Raw genomic sequence first — 17,592 nt, forward strand, 5'->3', positions numbered from 1 at the left:
GCTTACGGGGATCGACCGTGGCTGGCGATCAGTGCGCGCCTGGTTCGCCCACGATCTGCGCGCATGGGTAGACGGAGCCCTGCGGATCGCCTTCGGGATCCCCGAACCAGCCCCACAAACTTAACTTTCGACAACTATGGGGGGCACCCCGCGCCTTGTGGAGGGTACGGGTTGCGCGTCCCCCCCGCAAGACGATCCTTTAAGGCACTCCCGGCACCATGCCGGCGTGTGCCCGTAACGAACGCGACCCAGAGACCGCTCAAGGATGGACCAGGAAACCGCCCTCAGCGACAAGCTGCGCGACCGCATTCTGAGCGCCCTGCACCTGGGGCTGCTGCAGCCCGGCGACCGCCTTCCCAGCATCCGCACCCTGTGGCGCGAGATGGGGGTGGACCACCGGGTGGTGGCCCAGGCGTACCGCGTGCTCGAAGACGAAGGACTGGTGGAGGTGCGCGGCCGGTCCGGCGTGTACCTGGCGCCCCAGGACCAGCTGGGCGGCGAGGTGCTGGCCGAGACCGCCCGCTGGATGGCCGGGGTGCTGGTGGAGGGGTGGAAGCGGCGCATGACGCTGGCCGAGATCCCCGAGCTCATCCGCCGCTGCACCAGCACCGTGCGCCTTCGCTGCGCCTGCGTCGAAAGCAACGTGGACCAGATGACCGCCTACTGCGCCGAGCTCGAAGAGCAGTTCGGGCTCGAGGCGGTGCCGGTGTACATCTCGCCCATCCCCCTTCCCCGCCCCGAGCGCTCGGTGGAGTTCCACGCCGTGGAGCAGGCCATCCGCGCCACCGACCTGGTGGTGACCACCAGCTACCACTCGCGGCTGGTGCGCAAGGCGGCCGAGAACGTGGAGGTGCCGGCCGTCACGCTGACGGTGAACAGCGAAGTGGTCGAGACGGTGCAGCGGCAGATCCGCAGCGGCGGGGTGACGCTGGTGTGCGTGGACCCCGAGTTCGGCAACCGGCTGCGGGCCATGTACGCCGACGCCAGCGAGGGCCCCGAGCAGATTCGCGTGGTGCTGGCCGACGACGCCGAGGCGCTGGCGGCGCTCAGCCGCGACGACGCGGTGATCGTGACGCGCGCCGCCCGCAACCGCATCGGCGAGGTGGCCGAGCTGCCGCCGCTGCTGCTGCCGCACTCGCCCACGTTCTCGGCGCACACCGCGCGCGAGCTGCTGCAGCTCATCATCCGCCTGAACCTGGCCGCGGCGGAGGAGCAGGATCCCGCCGAGCTGCTAGCGGGCGCGGGGGTGGGGTGAAGGGGTGAGCGGGTGAACGGGTGAACGGGTGAAGGGGTGATGGAGTGACGACGGCCCGCGGAGTGGATCCGCGGGCCGTTTTCGTTCGTGCACCGGGGCCCCGCCAAGCCGCCACGGGCTGAAGCCCGCGGCTGGAACCGCCATAAGCCCCGCCCTGGGCTCGCGGAGCTCGCCCGGCGGGGCTTCACCGGCTCGCGCAGGCCGCCCCCGCGCGTTGCGTCAGGCGCTCCCCGGCAGTGTGCATTCGTAGGCAACGGGGCGCAGCGAAAGCTGATCGATCGCCCAGGGCTCGAAAATGCGCGGCGTTCCGCCGGATGCGCTCGGCGGGGCACCGGGTTCGCGATGGAGCGCGATGCCACTCACCACGTACAGGGCAACCTGCCCCGCGGAGGCGCGCGCGTGCTCGACCTCGTTGGCGGTAAGGAGAATGGACGAGGCACGGCCGGTGGTGCCCTTCACCTCCACCCGCAGAACCCGGTCGCCGGAGCGGCACTCCAGGTCATAGCACCGCGTCGCTCCCACGTCTTCGACCGTGTCCCAACGGGCCCTGTAGTGGGTCTTTGCCATCTCCACGGCGCACAGCTCCACCGCCTTCCGCTCGGGACCGGAGAGCCCGCGTCCCTGTCCGCCACCGCGCAGGGGATTGGCGACGTCCTCGACCAGCTCCTCGGCCAGGCTCTGCGCTCGATCACCCGCCGGCTGCACGGAATTCGTGCTTCGCGCGCGGCGCTCGACATCGAAACCCAGCTCCCTCAGCCTGCGCGCCGTGGAGGCGTCGCCGCCGGTGAAATCCTGCGGTCGCAGGGGTCCACGGTCGGGAAACTGGTAGCCATGGGCTGCGCCGAGGATCGCCTTGGAGTCGTACTCACCGCCTTCATGGATCAAGAAGTACTCGCGGGCGCGGCCAAAGTGATAGCGGCGCAGGAAGTCGTCCCGCCCCAGCCGGTCGTACTCGGCGATGGCGCTGCGCACCGCGGCGGGATCGGTGATGTCGGATAGCGGCATGTATGCTTGCTCGGCTCCTGACCCGCATCGATGTGAAACCGGACGCCCGCCCCATCGCATGCGCCCGGCCCGTTCACCCGTTCACCCGTTCACCCGTTCACCCCAGGTTGAACTTCGCCGACAGATCCTTCTGCGTGTTCGTCGCGATCAGGCGGATCTCGTCCTGCTGCAGCAGCGGGGCGTCGCGCAGGGCCAGCGCCCTCCAGGCGCTGGCTACAAGAGCTGGCGTATCGCCGTCGCCGCACGCACCACCTGCGGGTCGCCTCCCGCCGCGATGATCTCCGCCAGCAGTGCCCGGACCTCGGCCCTCACGTCACCCACGTGGCTGGGTAGATCCCCGTCTCCAGATACCTGATAAATGATCAGGCGCTTGTTTTCCTGCACTTGCAACAGATTCCGCGCGTCAATCGAGCTTCCAGGGACGGCAAAGCTATACAGCATCCCCAACGCGTAGGCGCGAACGAGGGGAGCGTTCTCGACCCCGCGAGCAGCGCTGCTGACTGCTGCCAACAGCTCGCGCGTACGAAGCCGGTAGGTCGCGATGGCAAGCTGCTGGAGCGTCCACTCGTCCGTGGTGCGTTGCTCCCATAGGCTCACGAGCACGGACCTGGCCTGGATGCATTGCGTGATGAAGCTGAATGCCCAGCCGAGATCCCGAGCGGGTTCACGGGTGCGAATGATCTGCTCCGCCAGCCGGCAGTCGTTTCGCACCGCTACGCCCGCGTGCTCATGTCCCTGCCCGGCGAGAGGGAATGCGCACAGCAGCAGGGTAGCGGGGACGATTCGGCTCAGAAGTGGCATCCACAGCACCGTTTATAAGAGCCGGTGTATCTCCGTCGCCACGCGAATGACCTGCGGCTCGCCTCCCGCCGCGATGATCTCCGCCAGCAGCGCCTCGACCTCGGCCTCTACATCGCCCAGAGGATTAGGCCGGTCCCCGTCACCGGACACCTGGTAGATGCGCACGCTCCGATTCTCACGAGGCTGCAGCAGGTCGCGCATCCATACCGAGCTTCCCGGCTCGGCAAAGCTGTACAACATCGCCATGGCGTAGATGCGAACGAGCGGAGAATGCTCCGCGCTGCGTGCCGCACCGCTCACCGCCACAAACACCTCCCGTGTGCGAAGCCGGGTGGTAGCACGAGCCAGCTGCTGAAGCGTCGGTTCATCCGAGGCGGTCTCCTGCCAACGGCTTGCAAGCGCCGCAGGCCCGATCTCGCGGCACCGCGTGATGAAGCCGTAGGCCCACTCCCGCCGCGGTGCAGGATGCCCAGTCCGGATCACCTGTGCCGCGAGCCGGCACTCATCAAGAACATGGACGTCATCCCGCTCCGATCCTTGTGCCGCGAGTGGCACCGCCACGAGCAGCGCGACCGCGATGGCGATTCGGTTGGCAGGAAGCATTGTTCGCATGTCTACGGGAGCTGGCGTATCGTCATTGCCGCACGCACGACGGACGGCTCGCCTCCGGAGGCGATGATCTCCGACAGCAGGGCTTCGACCTGGGCTGTCACGTCACCCACCAGGTTCGGCCGGTCGCCATCACCAGAAACCCGGTACACGCGAACGCGGAGGCTTTCCCGTCCCTGCAGCAGGTCTTGCACGCTGACCGACCGGCCTGGATGGGCGAACCCGTAGAGCATCGACAGCGCGTAGATCCGCACGACGGGCGTGCTCTGCGAGTTCCGCGCAGCATTGCTCACCGCCTCGAAAACCTCACGGGTCGCGAGCCGGGAACTCGCGATTACCAGACGCTGCAGCGTTCGCTCATCCGTATTCGTATCCTGCCAGCGGCTTACCAGCGTCGCCGGCCCCGACTCAGGGCACCGCGTGATGAAGCTGTATGCCCAGCCGCGATGAGGGGCGGGCTCCCCGGTGCGAACAACCTGCTCCGCCAATCGGCAGTCATTCCGCAACTGGACATCTTCCGGCCCGCTTCGCTGCGCGGCGAGCGGAACCGCGGACAGCACTGCCGCGCAGAGCGCGATCCTGTTCAGCATTCCAGGCATGTTATCTCGCTCCGTAGTTTTCGTGCGGCCAGAACGTAAAGCCCTCAAAATGAATCAGGACTTTACCGTTCGTCTCCTCCAGACCGATGTCGAGACGGGGCGCGTCTCCGGCCGTGGGAACCATCGGCTGAGTGTCGGCGCAGCGCGAGGAGACGACAAGGGCACCCAGCACCAGCACCAGGGGAAGGACGCGCATGGACGTGGAGGGAAGAAAGAGGCTGTGGTCTGAAGCGCGGGCCCTGCATCCCGAACGCCCAGGAGCGGCAATCTAACACAGCAGGTGAGAGCAGCGTGCACCGTCATCAAACGAAAACCGGGCGCATGCCCCACCGCATGCGCCCGGCTCGTTCACCCCTTCACCCCTTCACCCTCACCCCAGGTTGTACTTCGCCGACAGATCCTGCTGCGTGTTCGTGGCGATCAGCCGGATCTCGTCCTGCTGCAGCAGCGGGTCGTCGCGCAGGGCCAGGGTGAGCTTCAGCGACTTCTCCAGCTCCTTCAGGAAGCGCGGCTCCTGCTCGATCAGAAACAGCGCCACCTCGGGGTGCACGCGCACGGTGAGCTGGCGGTCCTTGCCGTCGGCTGCGGCGCGGCGCAGCGAGCGCTCGATGCGGCGCACCACCGTCTCGGGGGTAAAGATGCGGCCGCTGCCGGCGCAGGTGGGGCACGCCTCCGTCTGCGTGTGGTACAGCGACGGCCGCACCCGCTGGCGCGTCATCTCGATGAGCCCCAGCTCGCTCACCTGGAACGCCTTGGTGCGCGCCCGGTCGCGCGACAGGTGCTGCCGCAGCTCCTGCAGCACCTTTTCGCGGTTGGCCTTGGACTCCATGTCGATGAAGTCGCAGACGATGATCCCGCCCACGTCGCGCAGCCGCAGCTGCCGCGCGATCTCCCTGGCGGCGTCGACGTTGGTCTTGAGGATCGTCTTTTCGGGGTCCTTCTTCCCCGTGTAGCGCCCCGTGTTGACGTCGATGCTGACCAGCGCCTCGGTGGGCTCCACGATGATGTAGCCGCCGGACGGCAGGTTCACCCGGCGCTGGAACGCGTCGCGGATCTCGCGCTCCAGGTCGTACGCGTCGAAGAGCGGCTTTGCGTCGGTGTACAGGTGCACCCGCTCCACCAGCGTGGGATCCACCTGCCCCAGGTACGCCACCACCTCGTCATACACGTTCTTGCTGTCGACCGTGAGCGAGTCGACCTTCTGCGAGAACAGGTCGCGGATGATGCCGGCCGTGAGCTTGGCCTCGCGGTGCACCGGCGCCGGCGCGCGCGACTTCTTCGCCTTTTTCTGGATGGACGCCCACGTGCTCATCAGCGACTTGAGCTCGCGGTCGAAGGTCTCGCGCGTAAGGTCCTCGCTGACCGTGCGCACGATGATGCCGCCCGACCGCTCGGGAAGGACCTCGCGGGCCAGGGCGCGCAGCCGCGCCCGCTCTTCGCGGTCCTCGATCTTGCGCGACACGCCCACGTGCGAGCTGCCGGGCATGTAGACCAGGAAGCGGCCGGGAAGCGAGATGTTGGCCGTGACGCGCGGGCCCTTGGTGCTGATGGGCTCCTTGCTTACCTGCACCACCAGGTCCTGCCCCTTCTTGAGCACGTTCTGGATGGGCGGGTAGTCGCGCCTGCGCCCGCCGCCCCCTCCCCCGCCCGAAGCGGCCTTGTCGCCCCCCTCGTCGCCCTCGCCCCCGTCGTCGTCCTCGGGCTCGTCGTCCTCGAGCGCCACGTCGCTGACGTGCAGGAACGCCGCCTTCTCGGTGCCGATGTCGACGAAGGCGGCCTGGATGCCGGGGAGCACGGCCTCTACGCGCCCCTTGTACACGTCGCCCACCATGCGGGCCGCGTCGGGGCGGTCCACCATCAGCTCCACCACCACGTCGTCTTCCAGGATGGCGACGCGGGTTTCACGGGCGGTGGAGTTCACCAGGATTTCGCGCTTCACGCCGCCTCCGGGGTGCCGGAGGGGCGCCGGGCGAACGCCGGCGATGGGGACGGCCGCGCGCGAGGCGCGCGCGGGCGCTCCTCGTGGTGCCTGTGGATGTGCATCGGTCCTCTGCTGAAAGGGCCGCGCCGCCGCGGGGGCGGGCGGCCCACCGGTCAGTGAGAGAGCTCGCGGAGGAGGTTGCGGGCGATCACCAGCCGCTGGATCTCGCTGGTCCCCTCCCCGATCTCGCAGATCTTGGCGTCGCGCATCATGCGCTCCACCGGGTATTCCTTGGTGTAGCCGTAGCCGCCGTGCACCTGAACGGCCTTCGTGGTGACCCGCATGGCCACCTCCGAGGCGAACAGCTTTGCCATCGACGCCTCTTTGGAGTACGGCCTCCCCTGCTCGCGCAGCCAGGCCGCGTTGTACACCAGGTGCTTCGCCGCTTCGATCTCGGTGGCCATGTCGGCCAGCATGAACTGGATTCCCTGGAACTCCGAGATCGGCTTGCCGAACTGCCGCCGCTCCGACGCGTACCGCACCGACTGCTCGTACGCGCCCTCGGCGATCCCGAGCGACAGCGCGCCGATGCCGATGCGGCCGGCGTCCAGCGTCTTCATGAAGTTGATGAAGCCCTTCCCCACCTCGCCCAGCACCTGCGAATCGGGGACGAACGCGTTCTCGAACACCAGCTCGCGGGTGTCCGACGCGCGCCACCCCATCTTGTCCTCCTTCTTCCCCGCCCGCACCCCTTCGGTAAAGGGCAGGTCGTCGCTGTGCCCGATCCCCAGCTTCCGGGCCTTTTCCAGGTCGGTGGTGGGCTTGGCGACGATGAACGAGGTGATCCCCTTCTGCCCCTTTTCGCGGTCCGTCACCGCCGTGGCCACGAACACCTCGCCCACGCCGGCGTGGGTGATGAAGATCTTGCTGCCGTTCAATATCCAGCCGCCGTCGGTCTTGACCGCCGTCGTGGCCGTGCCGCCCGCGTCCGACCCCGCGCCCGGCTCGGTAAGCCCAAAGCCGCCCAGCACCTGGCCGCTGGCCAGCAGGGGGACGAAGCGCGCGATCTGCTCGTCCGTGCCGAAGTTGACGATGGGGCTGGTGCCCAGAGTGGTGTGCGCGCTGACGGTGATGGCGTGGCTGGCGTCCACCTTGGCCAGCTCGTGGATGACGATCATGTAGGCGATGCCGTCCATCCCCGAGCCGCCCAGCTCCTCGCTCCAGGGAATGCCGAACAGGCCCAGCTCGCCCATCTTCTTGACGTTGTCCCAGGGAAACTCGGACTTCTGGTCCAGCTCTCCCGCCACGGGCGCGATCTCGTTCCGGGCGAAATCGCGCACCATGTCGCGGATCATCAGGTGGTTCTCGTCGAAGTACCGTTCCATGGGGTCGGGCGGCCGTTCTGATGGATCGTGAAGAATCGTCGGCGCGGTCCACGGGCCGCGCATCAAAAGCATCGCCAAAGCTGGGGCAAATTAAGGGCCCGGGGCCGGGCGGGAAAGATGACGACGCCATCCACTTGTGGAACCGCTGTTTGCGCGAAGCGGCAGGCGGTGGCGGAATCCGCAAGGAGGGAAACTGATAAGGGGTACAGAGGAACGGAGAACGGCCAGAGGAGCAGAGGGAGCGCGGCCTCTGCTCCTCCGGTTTTTCTCTGCTCCTCTGTACCCCCGATCTTTTGATCTTTCGCGGGGCTCAGCCCTGGCGCAGGAGCTCCAGGAAGGCGTCGCCGTACTTCTCGATCTTGGCGGGGCCGATGCCGGGCACCCTGCGCATCTCGTCCTTGCTGGTGGGGTGCCGCTTCGCCAGCTCCACCAGCGTCTTGTCGGCGAACACGCAGTAGGCGGGCAGCTCCTGCTCCTTCGCCAGCTGCGAGCGCAGGACCCGCAGGCGGCCGTACACCTCGCGCTGCTCCGCGGTGGGCGGCGCGGCCCCCGCCGGCTCCGGCGGAAGCGCGCCTCGATTCCGGTCGCGCTGGGTGCGGGGCCGGTCGCCGTCGGGAACGCGGGTGCGGGCGCGGTTGGCGTCCAGCGCCTCGTTGACGGCACTGAGCACCGCGTGGCCGTACGTGTCCATGAAGGCGCGGTCCACCCCCCGGACGGACGCCAGCGCCTCGGGGCGCCGCGGATGCTCCTGCGCCAGCCGCTCCAGCAGCGCGTCGTCCCACACCATCTGCGCCGGGATGCCGCCCGCCTTTTTCGCCTGCTCCGCGCGCAGCGCCTGCAGCCGCTCGCGCACGCGGTCGGCGCGCAGGCGGGGCTCGGCGGGCTCGCCGCCGGCGCGGCCGCCCACCGGGCTGGTGCCCAGGCAGTTGTCGCAGGCGCCGCACTCCTTCATCGCCGCCGGGTCGCCAAAGTAGCGCAGCACGAAGCCGCGGCGGCACCCCTCGGCGTAGGCGTAGCGCTGCATCTCGCGCAGCTTGGCCTCTTCCCGCCGCTTGCGCTCGTCCAGCCCCCGCCAGTCGATGGGCAGCTGGCCCACGTGCGTCTCGCGGTCCAGCACCCACACGCCCTCGCCGGTCAGCGCGCGCCACTCCACGAACCCCTCGTCGCCCAGCGCGCGCAGCAGGGGAAGCGCGCCGCCCCGCTCGCCCGCGGCGCGGTCCAGCATCCGCCAGTCCAGCATGGCGCCGCGGTACAGCGCCTCGCCGCCCCCGCCCTTCCACAGCGCGCGAAGAAAGCCCAGCTCCGCCGGCCGCTCGCCCAGCTCGCGAGAGATGCGGTCCGGGCGCGCCAGCAGCCGCACGCGCACCGGCTGCGGGCCGTTGCCGTACGACTGGCGCACCAGCCCGAACTGCTCCAGCACCCGGACGGCGGAGGCCGCCTGGCGGTCGTCCTTGACCCCGTCCACCGTGCGCCCCAGCTCGGCGATGGGGAGGGTGAACAGGCCCTCCGCCGTGCACCCGCTGCGCAGCGCGCGCATCATCCCCTCGACCGCGCGGCGGGGGGGATACGCGGAGTTGATGAAGTACTCGTGCGTGAACTTGTCGCGGTGGGCGTGCAGCAGCACGCAGTCGCTGTCGCCGCCGTCGCGCCCCGCGCGCCCCGCCTCCTGGTAGTACGCCTCCAGGTTGCCGGGGAGGTTGTAGTGGATCACCACCCGCACGTCGGGCTTGTCGATCCCCATCCCGAACGCGTTGGTGGCGACGACGACGCGCACCGCGCCGGACATGAACTCGTCCTGGATGCGCTTGCGGTCGCGGTCGGGAAGGCCGGCGTGGTATCCCACCGTCCGCGTCCCCATCCCGTTCAGCAGGGCGGTGATGGCGTCCACCGCCTTGCGGGTGCTGGCGTAGATGATCGCCGACCCGTCGCGCCCCTTCAGCAGCCGCAGCAGCAGCCGGTCTTTCTCGCTCTCGTTCTTGGCCTGCAGGACGTGCCACACCAGGTTGCGCCGGTCGAAGCCGGTCACCAGCACCGCCGGGTCGCGCAGCCCCAGCTGGCGCACGATGTCGGCGCGCACCTCCTCGGTGGCGGTGGCGGTGAGCGCGGCCACGGGCGGGTCGCCCAGCAGCTTGCGCACCTCGCGCAGGCGCAGGTAGCTGGGACGAAAGTCGTGGCCCCACTCGCTTACGCAGTGCGCCTCGTCCACCGCCAGCAGCGAGACGGGGATGTCGGCCAGCCGGCGCCGGAACCCGTCGGCGTCGAAGCGCTCGGGAGCCACGTACAGCAGCTTGATGTCGCCGCGCTGGGCCGCGTCCAGCCGCGCCGCCATCTCGCCCTGCGGCAGGGTGCTGTTGATGAACGACGCCGGGACGCCCGCCGCGTCCAGCGCGTCCACCTGGTCCTTCATCAGGCTGATGAGGGGGGAGACGACCAGCGTCACCCCGGGAAGCAGCGTTCCCGGCACCTGGTAGCACAGGCTCTTGCCGCCGCCGGTGGGCATGATGGTGAGCGAGTCGCCCCCCGACAGCACGTTGCGGATCGCCTGGTCCTGCCCCGGCCGGAAGTCGGGGTACCCCCAGTACCGGCGCAGCACCTCGCGCGCCGCGTCCAGCGGATCGGCACCGGGCGCGGCGTCGGGAAGGAGAACGGCGGCGGAGGCAACGGTCATGCGTACGGGTACCCCGGATCGTGTCGGCGGTGCGAAAGGGAACAATATGGACGATCGGGCCGCGGTTTTCCAGTCCCCCGCCGCAATTCGTCCCGGCCGCCAAGAATGGGAGGCGGCCGCACGAGAGTCAACGGAGTGAACGGAGCAGGCAGGGAAGACCACTCCGCTTCCTCTGCTTCCTCCGCGGAGGACAGGGTCCTGGGGGGACCCGGTGGATTCGGCGCCCGGCGGCTTCGCGCGCAAAATTTCCAGAATCGCCGGATTCGCATCGCACCGCCGCGCGCCCGGCATGGCTGGAGGGACCGGGGCCCGCGATGCGCGGCGCCCTCCCGCGGACGGGGGTGGATTCGGGCGAGCCGAAGCGCGTTGCGCCGGAGGGTCCGGGACGTTACCATTGACCCGCGGGAATTCGTGGATTGCGCCCCGCCGGCATTTCAGCTCCTCCCCGGCCGCGGCTTCCACCTGGCCCGCACCGGCTCCACCTTCCCGGCCTTCCGGGCGCTTCTACGTGAGCCAAATGAGCAATCCCGCACAGTCCAAGGGCACCGATTCGCAGATCCTCGCCGCCGACGGCCGCCGCAGCTGGCAGGCCCCGCGCGTGGACGACCTGCCGCGCCTGACCGAGCTTACGCTGCAGACCGCCAACGGCGAGATCATCGACGGCACCTGCCAGGTAGGCAGCACCTGCTTCTGAGCCGGCGCACGGCCCCCGCGGGTCCCCTGACATGATGTACCTGGGCTTTGCCCTTACCGAGCACTGCAACCTGCGGTGCCCGCACTGCATTCGCGACGACGTCACCACCGTTCGCAACCTGCCGCCGGAGCTGCTGTTCCGGACGGTGGACGACGCGCTCGCCTTGTTCGGCGCCGGACAGGTGACGGCCAGCCTGACCGGCGGCGAGCCCACGCTGCACCCCCGGTGGGACGAGATCACGGCCGGGCTGCACGCCCGCGGTGTGCCCTACCGCTTCGTCACCAACGGCTGGCACATGCGGCGGATGATGCCCTCGCTGGACCGGCACCCGCCCGAGTCGGTGCGGGTGAGCCTGTCCGGGGCCACCGAGGCCGTGCACGACGAGGAGCGCGGCCGCGGCAGCTTCAAGCGGGTGCTGCTGGCCATGGCCCTGCTCACCAGCCGCCGCATCCCCGCCGCGCTTTCCATCGTCATCGACCGCCGCGACCGCCACCAGCTGCGCGCCGCGGCCGACCTGGCCGAGGCCATGGGGTGCGTGCGGATGCACTTCATCCTTCCCCAGCCGGTGCCCGGCAGCGCCGCGCGCGACAGCGACCTGCCCCCGGGCGAGTGGGCCGGCGTGCGCGACGAGGTGTGGGCGCTGGCCGCCGAGCCGGGGCGCCGCACGGCGCTGCAGCTGGACTTCGGCTACCCGGCGGACGGGCCCGAGCCGGTGTGCGAGAGCTTTCAGGGCAAGCGCACCTACGTGGACGCGCGCGGCCGGCTTTCGCTGTGCTGTCAGCTCTCGGAGTACGGCGACAACACGCGCGACGTGGCGGCCGACCTGAACGTCACCCGCTTCGCCGACGTGTGGCCCCGCTACCAGGAGGGGCTGCGCGCGCTGCGGGCGCAGAGCGCGCCGCGCGACCCCGCCGACCCGTTCGACGCGTTTCCCTGCATGCGCTGCGCGCGCAGCCTGGGAAAGACGGACTGGCTGCGCGACTACCCCGGCACCCCCTGGCAGCCCATCGCGGCCGGCGCCCCGGCGCCCCTGCGGCTGGTGTCGCTGAGATACCCCGCCCGCGCCCTTGCCGCCGCCGTCTGACCCCGTGAACGACCTTCCGGCCGACCGCGCCGTCCCCCCCGGGGGCGGCGCGTCTTCGTCCGTCGGCCTGCTGGCCGACGGCGCGCTCGCCCTGCGCGTGCACCCGTCGCTGGCCGGCGCGGCGGCGGGATGGATTCCCCTGGAGGCCCGCCCCACCCCCGCCGGCGCCCGCCCCGCGGCCCGCATGCGGCTGCTTCCCGGCCGCGCCCGCCCCTTCGATCTTCCCGCCGGCGAGCCGATGGTGGAGCTGCTGAACGTGCGCGGCTGGGGGGACGCGGCCGCCGCGCGCGTGTGCCTGGCCACCCCCGACGGCGCCCTGTGGGGGACGGTGGACCTGCCCCGCATGCGCGCCGCCGTCGCGCTGCGCCGCGGGAGCGCGCCCGCCGCGAGCGACCTGTCCGGCGCGCTGACCATCTGCGCCGCGCTGCTGCTGGGGCGGCTGGGACGGGCGCTGCTGCACGCGGCGGCCGTGGTGGCGCCCGGCGGAGGCGCCTGGCTGCTGGTGGGCGACAGCCACAGCGGCAAGACCAGCACCTGCGTGAACCTGATCCGCGCCGGCTGGGACTGGCTGGCCGACGACCAGGTGGTGGCGCGCGCCGGCGGCGCCGGCGAGGTGGTGGTGGAGGGATGGCCCCGCCGCTTTACCCTGGACGACGGCTTCGTGGCGGGGCGCTCGCTGGGCCGCCGCACCCCCACCGACCCGTCGCGCTTCGGGCCCGGCCGGCTGCGCGTCTCGGCGCCGCTGGCCGGCGTGCTGCTGCCCCGGGTGCGGGCGGACCAGCCCACCCGGCTGGAGCGGGCGCACCCCGCCGCCGCCCTGGGCCAGCTGATCCGCCAGTCGCCCTGGCTGCTGGCCGATCCGCACGCCGCGCCGGGGGTGCTGGGCCTGCTGCGCCGCATGGCTGAAACACCTGTTTTCAACCTGGCGCTCGGGGCAGAAACCTATGCGGACCCCCATCTGCTCCAAGCCCGCGTATCAGAAGCGGTTCGGGCGTCCCCGCCCTGGCGCTGAGGCGAAGAACGGGCGTAGCAGGCGGGCGTGAAAAACCCTTGACATCTACGTTGTTCAGGGTAATCATTGCATCCTGTTACAGGTGCAGTGCACGCGGCGCTTTCTGCCGCTTCCTGCCGCGAACGATCGCCTCCATCATCCGGATTCTACCATGGCCGACCAGATCGTTGCTCCCGAGATCCAGGCTTCCGGGAACGAGCAGGAAACCCGCGCGTCGTTCGCGGCGCCGGTGGTGCAGGACCTGGGCAAGCTGCAGGCGCTGACGCAGCTGCTTCAGAATACCATCATCCTCGAGCCCTGAGCCGGTTCGGACCCTGCCGGCAGGGTCCGGCGAGACCCTGACGGCAGGTTTGCAGCCCCAAGGCAGAGATCCAGGGCACCATCCATGGTGCCCTGTCGCCACTCCCTTCCCGTCCGCCTCGCGCGGCCGGGCTCCCGACGGTCGGCTTCGCCGCGCTTCGCGCCGCGCCCCCGGCCGCCTCTGCGTCAGCCACCCTTCTGCACGGTCCTGGTGAACGTGTCTATCCCCCGTGCCCTTACTGTAGCCGCGTTGCTCGCGGCAACTCTGGCCGCGTGCGCGGACCAGCCCACGGATCCGCAGACGCCCGGGCCCGAGCCCAAGCCAGCGCCCCTGCCCCTGGGTGTTTACGTAGTCACCATTACCGGCGCGGACGGCTCCGAGAACGGCGGTGCCGCCAGCAGCAGGGCGGTCGCGATGCCCGCCGGGCCCAGCGACGCACTGAACCCCATCGCGAGCGGGATCACGCTCGAGGCGCTCTCCACAACCACGTTCTCCGAGGGGACGCGCTCCACGGGCGGACAGCGGTTCGTCGTCGCGACGTTCCGGGTACGCAACACCTCCGGGGCGCCGCTCAGCAACCTGACGATGATCCCCATCACGCAGGTGTCCCCCAACCAGCCGACGATCACCGGCACCCCGTTCACGTCGCTGCTGCGGTTCGACGGCACGTCGGTTCCCGCCGCTGCCTCGCTGGCGCCGCAGATCGTGCCCAGCGGCGCGGTAAGCCTGGGCGAAAGCGGCCGGCTGCAGGGCATCAACCCCGACGTGCTGCAGGTTTTCACCGAAGCCGAGGTGGCGGCCATCCCGCTTCCCGCGAACGTCACCGGCATCTTTCCGTACGGGTTCGTCACCCGCAACGCCAGCACACCCACCAGCCGTACGCTTCCCGTCGCCGCCAACGCCAACGACTTCGGCGGGCTGGTGACCTTCGCCTTCCGCTACCCCATGACGCCCGTCGCCGGCGGTGGCGCCGGCGCCGATCCGTTCTCCATCGGCTTCGCCTATCTCGCGGTGCAGGACTCGGAGACGCGGATGACGGAAAGCATCGAGGAGCGGCAGGACACGGCGAGCGTGCGCCGGCTGCGCGAGCGGGCGACCGCGCTGGGCGCCACCACGGTGACGGTGCTGGCGGGGAGCCCCGCGGCGGACCCGTTCGTGACCGACTACCCGGGCCAGCGGCAGATCTGCTCGGTGCGCACGGCGGGCACCCCGGCATCGCCCACGGCCTTCATCAACCGGACGGGCGTCTACACGGAGCTGCCGATCTACCGCACGGGTGAGACGACGGATCCCTGCGCCGCCTACTTCACGGCGGGCACGGCGGCGCCGGCCAACTACGGCATGAACTACCCGGTGACGGTCCGGGCCATGGACCGCTACGGCAACGTCAAGACCACCCAGGTCGACACCATTACCCTGACCTCCAGCGACGGCACCGCGGTGCCGTCGGCCCCCGCCGCCCTGGCGGGCGGGGCCAAGGGGATGGGCGTGGTATACACGACGTACGGCAACTCCACGCTGTTCGCCCGGGGCCGGCGCATCCAGGGCTCCACGCCCATGTTCGTGAACGGGATGACGCGCAAATGGGACGGGGAGACGGACACCCACTGGCTCACCAACCTGAACTGGGACAACAACATGCACCCCGGGGCGCAGGACTCGGTGATCATCCCCGGCGATCGGACCAACTACCCGCTGCTGGTTCAGAACACGGCGGTGCCCAACGTCATCATGACCGACGGGGCCACGTCGCAGCCGTTCATCAACCTGTCGTCCTTCGACCTTACCGTCAGCGGGGACCTGGTGATGGGGAACAACGGCACCTTCCAGGGGACGGGGCGGGTGATCCTGGCGGGGGCCAGCAACACCATCGGCGGCGGGCTCTCGAACGTGAACATGCGCAACCTGCGCATCACGGGCAGGTACAGCGTGACCAGCAACGTGAACGTCACGGGCGGGCGCATCGTGGTGCAGGGCGGCAGGCTGCGCAACGAGAAGCAGCGCATCCGGGTGCGCCCGAACTGATCCCGCACCATCGCGCGGGCGCGGCCTCGGCGGCCACGCCCGCGGGACCGTTTGGCGGCCGGGCCCGCGAGGGGCGCCGGCCGCACCGAGCCGGGGAAGTTCTTCGGCCGGCCGGCGGATGAGCCAGGCTGCCGCGTCCCCACCCCTTTACCGGAAGGACCGGCCATGCATCGCTTCCTGTCTTCCCTGTGCGCCGCGCTGGCGCTCGCCACCCTTGCCGCGCCCGCGGCCGCGCAGTCCGACATCCTGCTGCAGCTGCGCTCCGGCACCCCCGCGGGCGACCGCTTCCGCGTGGACTCGGCCGGCGGCGTGATCGCGCTGGGCCAGATCGGATACGGGATCATTCCCGCGAGCGGCGCGGGGTGGCGCATGATGTGGCACCCCCAGAAGGTGGCGTTCCGCGCCGGGTACGTGGACGCGGGCGGGCAGTGGGACGAGGCCAACATCGGCTACTACTCGTGGGCCGGCGGCGCGCTGACCACGGCGGCGGGGATCTACTCGTTCGCCATGGGCTACCAGAACACGATCGAGTCGGGCGCGCAGGCGGGAATCGCGCTGGGGAGCGGCAACTTCATCGCCACCACCGGCTCGTTTGGGGTGGCGCTGGGGCTGAACAACGACGTGCTGAACACGGCGGGCGTCGCCATCGGGCAGAACGCCTGGAGCAACGGCGACGCGGCGGTGGCGCTGGGGTACCGGACCACGGCCGACGCGGACTACAGCATGGCCCTGGGCTACCGGGCCAGCACCAACGGCCACACCGGCGCCAAGGTGTTCGGCGACGCCTCCACCACGGACAGCATCGAGGCGGTGGCCAACAACGAGTTCGCGGTGCGCGCGGCGGGCGGATTCCGCTTCCGCAGCAACGCCACGCTCACCAACGGGTGCAACATCGCGGCGGGCGGCGCCTCCATCACCTGCGCATCCAGCCGGACGCTCAAGGAAAACTTCCTGGACGTGGACGGCGACGACGTGCTGGACCGCATGCGCCGCATTCCGGTCAACACCTGGAACTACACGGACGAGGGGCGCCAGTCGCGGCACATGGGGCCGTTCGCGGAAGATTTCTGGCGCGAGTTCGGGCTGGGCACGGAGCCGCTGGCCATCGGCCACCTGGACATCGACGGGGTGAACTTCGCGGGCATCAAGGCGCTGGACGGGCGCACGCTGCAGATGCAGTCGCGGATGGAGGAGCAGGCGGCACAGATCCAGGCCCTGCGCACCGAAAACGAAGCGCTCCGGGCGCGCGCCGCGGCCTCGGAGGCCCGCAACGCGGAGATGGAGGCGCGGATCGCCCGGCTGGAAGCGCTGGCCGCACCGCCCGCGCCCTGACCCGCGGGCACCTTGCGGCGGGACCCGGCCCCGGCGGCGCAGCCGCCGCGCGGGGGCCTTCCGCCGGCAGAAGCGGAGGCGTGTGGAGCGCCCCCCGCGCGGACGGAACGGGTCCGCCCGCGCAACCACCCCCGACCGTACGGCCGACCATGATGCGCGCCCTGCTGAAGTCCGCCGCCCTGGTGGCGCTCACCGCCGCCGCGCCCGCGGCCGCGCAGTCCGACATCCTGCTGCAGCTGCGCTCCGGCTCGCCGGCGGGCGACCGCTTCCGCGTGGACTCGGCCGGCGGGGTGGTGGCGCTGGGGCAGATCGGCATCGGCATCATCCCCGCGAGCGGCGCGGGGTCGCGGATGATGTGGCACCCGCAGAAGGTGGCGTTCCGCGCCGGCTACGCCGACGCGGGCGGCCAGTTCGACGAGAGCAACATCGGCTACTACTCCGTCGCGGCGGGGGCCCTGGTCACGGCGGCCGGCAACTACTCGGTGGCGCTGGGCAACCAGAACACGGTCGAGGTGTCGGCGCAGTGCGGCACGGCCATCGGCAGCGGCAACAGGGTGTGGGGCTCGGGAAGCAACATCGGCACCTGCGGGATGGCGCTGGGGCTGAACAACGACGTGCTGAAGACGGCGGGGGTCGCCATCGGCCACAACAACTGGAGCGACGGCAGCGCGGCGGTGGCCCTGGGCTACACCAGCACGGCCGACGCGGACTACAGCATGGCCTTCGGCTACCGCGCCAGCACCAACGGCCACACGGGCGCCAAGGTGTTCGGCGACGCGTCCACCACGGACAGCATCGAGGCGGTGGCCAACAACGAGTTCGCGGTGCGCGCGGCGGGCGGATTCCGCTTCCGCAGCAACGCCACGCTCACCAACGGCTGCAACATCGCGGCGGGCGGCGC

General features: G+C 70.5%; 15 protein-coding genes and 1 pseudogene. 8 read left to right on the forward strand and 8 right to left on the reverse strand.

The features are described from left to right. Positions 1-265: 265 nt before the first annotated feature. A complete protein-coding gene (locus tag VGC13_RS18695; RefSeq protein WP_331126798.1) occupies positions 266-1,255 on the forward strand; it encodes a GntR family transcriptional regulator in 990 nt (329 codons plus the stop codon). A gap of 219 nt (positions 1,256-1,474) precedes the next feature. Here the strand turns inward: VGC13_RS18695 and VGC13_RS18700 are convergent, their stop codons facing one another. From VGC13_RS18700 to VGC13_RS18735, 8 genes are all read right to left on the reverse strand, one after another. Then, the gene (locus VGC13_RS18700; protein ID WP_331126799.1) at positions 1,475-2,260 is read right to left on the reverse strand and encodes a protein NO VEIN domain-containing protein; all 786 of its coding nucleotides are present in this window, start codon (positions 2,258-2,260) and stop codon (positions 1,475-1,477) included. A 213-nt stretch (positions 2,261-2,473) separates the two neighbouring features. Then, the gene (locus tag VGC13_RS18705; protein WP_331126800.1) at positions 2,474-3,061 is read right to left on the reverse strand and encodes a hypothetical protein; all 588 of its coding nucleotides are present in this window, start codon (positions 3,059-3,061) and stop codon (positions 2,474-2,476) included. Between the two features lie 12 nt (positions 3,062-3,073). Further along, positions 3,074-3,673: a hypothetical protein gene (locus VGC13_RS18710; RefSeq protein WP_331126801.1), complete on the reverse strand. Its 600-nt coding sequence runs from the start codon at positions 3,671-3,673 to the stop codon at positions 3,074-3,076. Positions 3,674-3,675: 2 nt separating this feature from the next. After that, the gene (locus VGC13_RS18715) at positions 3,676-4,269 is read right to left on the reverse strand and encodes a hypothetical protein (protein ID WP_331126802.1); all 594 of its coding nucleotides are present in this window, start codon (positions 4,267-4,269) and stop codon (positions 3,676-3,678) included. Position 4,270: 1 nt separating this feature from the next. Further along, positions 4,271-4,465 carry a hypothetical protein gene (locus VGC13_RS18720; protein ID WP_331126803.1) on the reverse strand — a complete coding sequence of 65 codons (195 nt, stop codon included), beginning with the start codon at positions 4,463-4,465 and terminating at the stop codon, positions 4,271-4,273. A gap of 174 nt (positions 4,466-4,639) precedes the next feature. After that, positions 4,640-6,208: an Rne/Rng family ribonuclease gene (locus tag VGC13_RS18725; protein ID WP_331126804.1), complete on the reverse strand. Its 1,569-nt coding sequence runs from the start codon at positions 6,206-6,208 to the stop codon at positions 4,640-4,642. A 155-nt stretch (positions 6,209-6,363) separates the two neighbouring features. After that, positions 6,364-7,575, reverse strand: a complete 1,212-nt coding sequence (locus tag VGC13_RS18730) for an acyl-CoA dehydrogenase (RefSeq protein WP_331126805.1) — start codon at positions 7,573-7,575, stop codon at positions 6,364-6,366. A gap of 310 nt (positions 7,576-7,885) precedes the next feature. Then, on the reverse strand, positions 7,886-10,243 hold the full coding sequence (locus tag VGC13_RS18735) for a RecQ family ATP-dependent DNA helicase (protein ID WP_331126806.1): 2,358 nt from the start codon (positions 10,241-10,243) through the stop codon (positions 7,886-7,888). A gap of 517 nt (positions 10,244-10,760) precedes the next feature. Between VGC13_RS18735 and VGC13_RS18740 the strand changes: the two genes are divergently transcribed. The 7 genes and pseudogenes from VGC13_RS18740 to VGC13_RS18770 all read left to right on the forward strand — a co-directional run. Continuing rightward, positions 10,761-10,937 carry a hypothetical protein gene (locus VGC13_RS18740; protein WP_331126807.1) on the forward strand — a complete coding sequence of 59 codons (177 nt, stop codon included), beginning with the start codon at positions 10,761-10,763 and terminating at the stop codon, positions 10,935-10,937. A gap of 31 nt (positions 10,938-10,968) precedes the next feature. Next, positions 10,969-12,021: a radical SAM protein gene (locus VGC13_RS18745; RefSeq protein WP_331126808.1), complete on the forward strand. Its 1,053-nt coding sequence runs from the start codon at positions 10,969-10,971 to the stop codon at positions 12,019-12,021. Between the two features lie 4 nt (positions 12,022-12,025). After that, positions 12,026-13,033: a hypothetical protein gene (locus tag VGC13_RS18750; protein WP_331126809.1), complete on the forward strand. Its 1,008-nt coding sequence runs from the start codon at positions 12,026-12,028 to the stop codon at positions 13,031-13,033. 151 nt (positions 13,034-13,184) lie between these two features. Further along, on the forward strand, positions 13,185-13,334 hold the full coding sequence (locus VGC13_RS18755; RefSeq protein ID WP_331126810.1) for a hypothetical protein: 150 nt from the start codon (positions 13,185-13,187) through the stop codon (positions 13,332-13,334). A 249-nt stretch (positions 13,335-13,583) separates the two neighbouring features. Further along, complete coding sequence (locus VGC13_RS18760) at positions 13,584-15,359, forward strand: hypothetical protein (RefSeq protein ID WP_331126811.1); 1,776 nt, start codon at positions 13,584-13,586, stop codon at positions 15,357-15,359. 165 nt (positions 15,360-15,524) lie between these two features. Continuing rightward, positions 15,525-16,691 (forward strand): tail fiber domain-containing protein, encoded by a 1,167-nt coding sequence (locus tag VGC13_RS18765; protein WP_331126812.1) that lies wholly within the window; start codon positions 15,525-15,527, stop codon positions 16,689-16,691. A gap of 149 nt (positions 16,692-16,840) precedes the next feature. After that, positions 16,841-17,592 (forward strand): annotated as a pseudogene (locus VGC13_RS18770) (peptidase S74); the annotation flags it as partial.

The sequence above is a fragment of the Longimicrobium sp. genome, from assembly GCF_036399255.1.
In the GTDB taxonomy this organism is placed as follows: domain Bacteria; phylum Gemmatimonadota; class Gemmatimonadetes; order Longimicrobiales; family Longimicrobiaceae; genus Longimicrobium.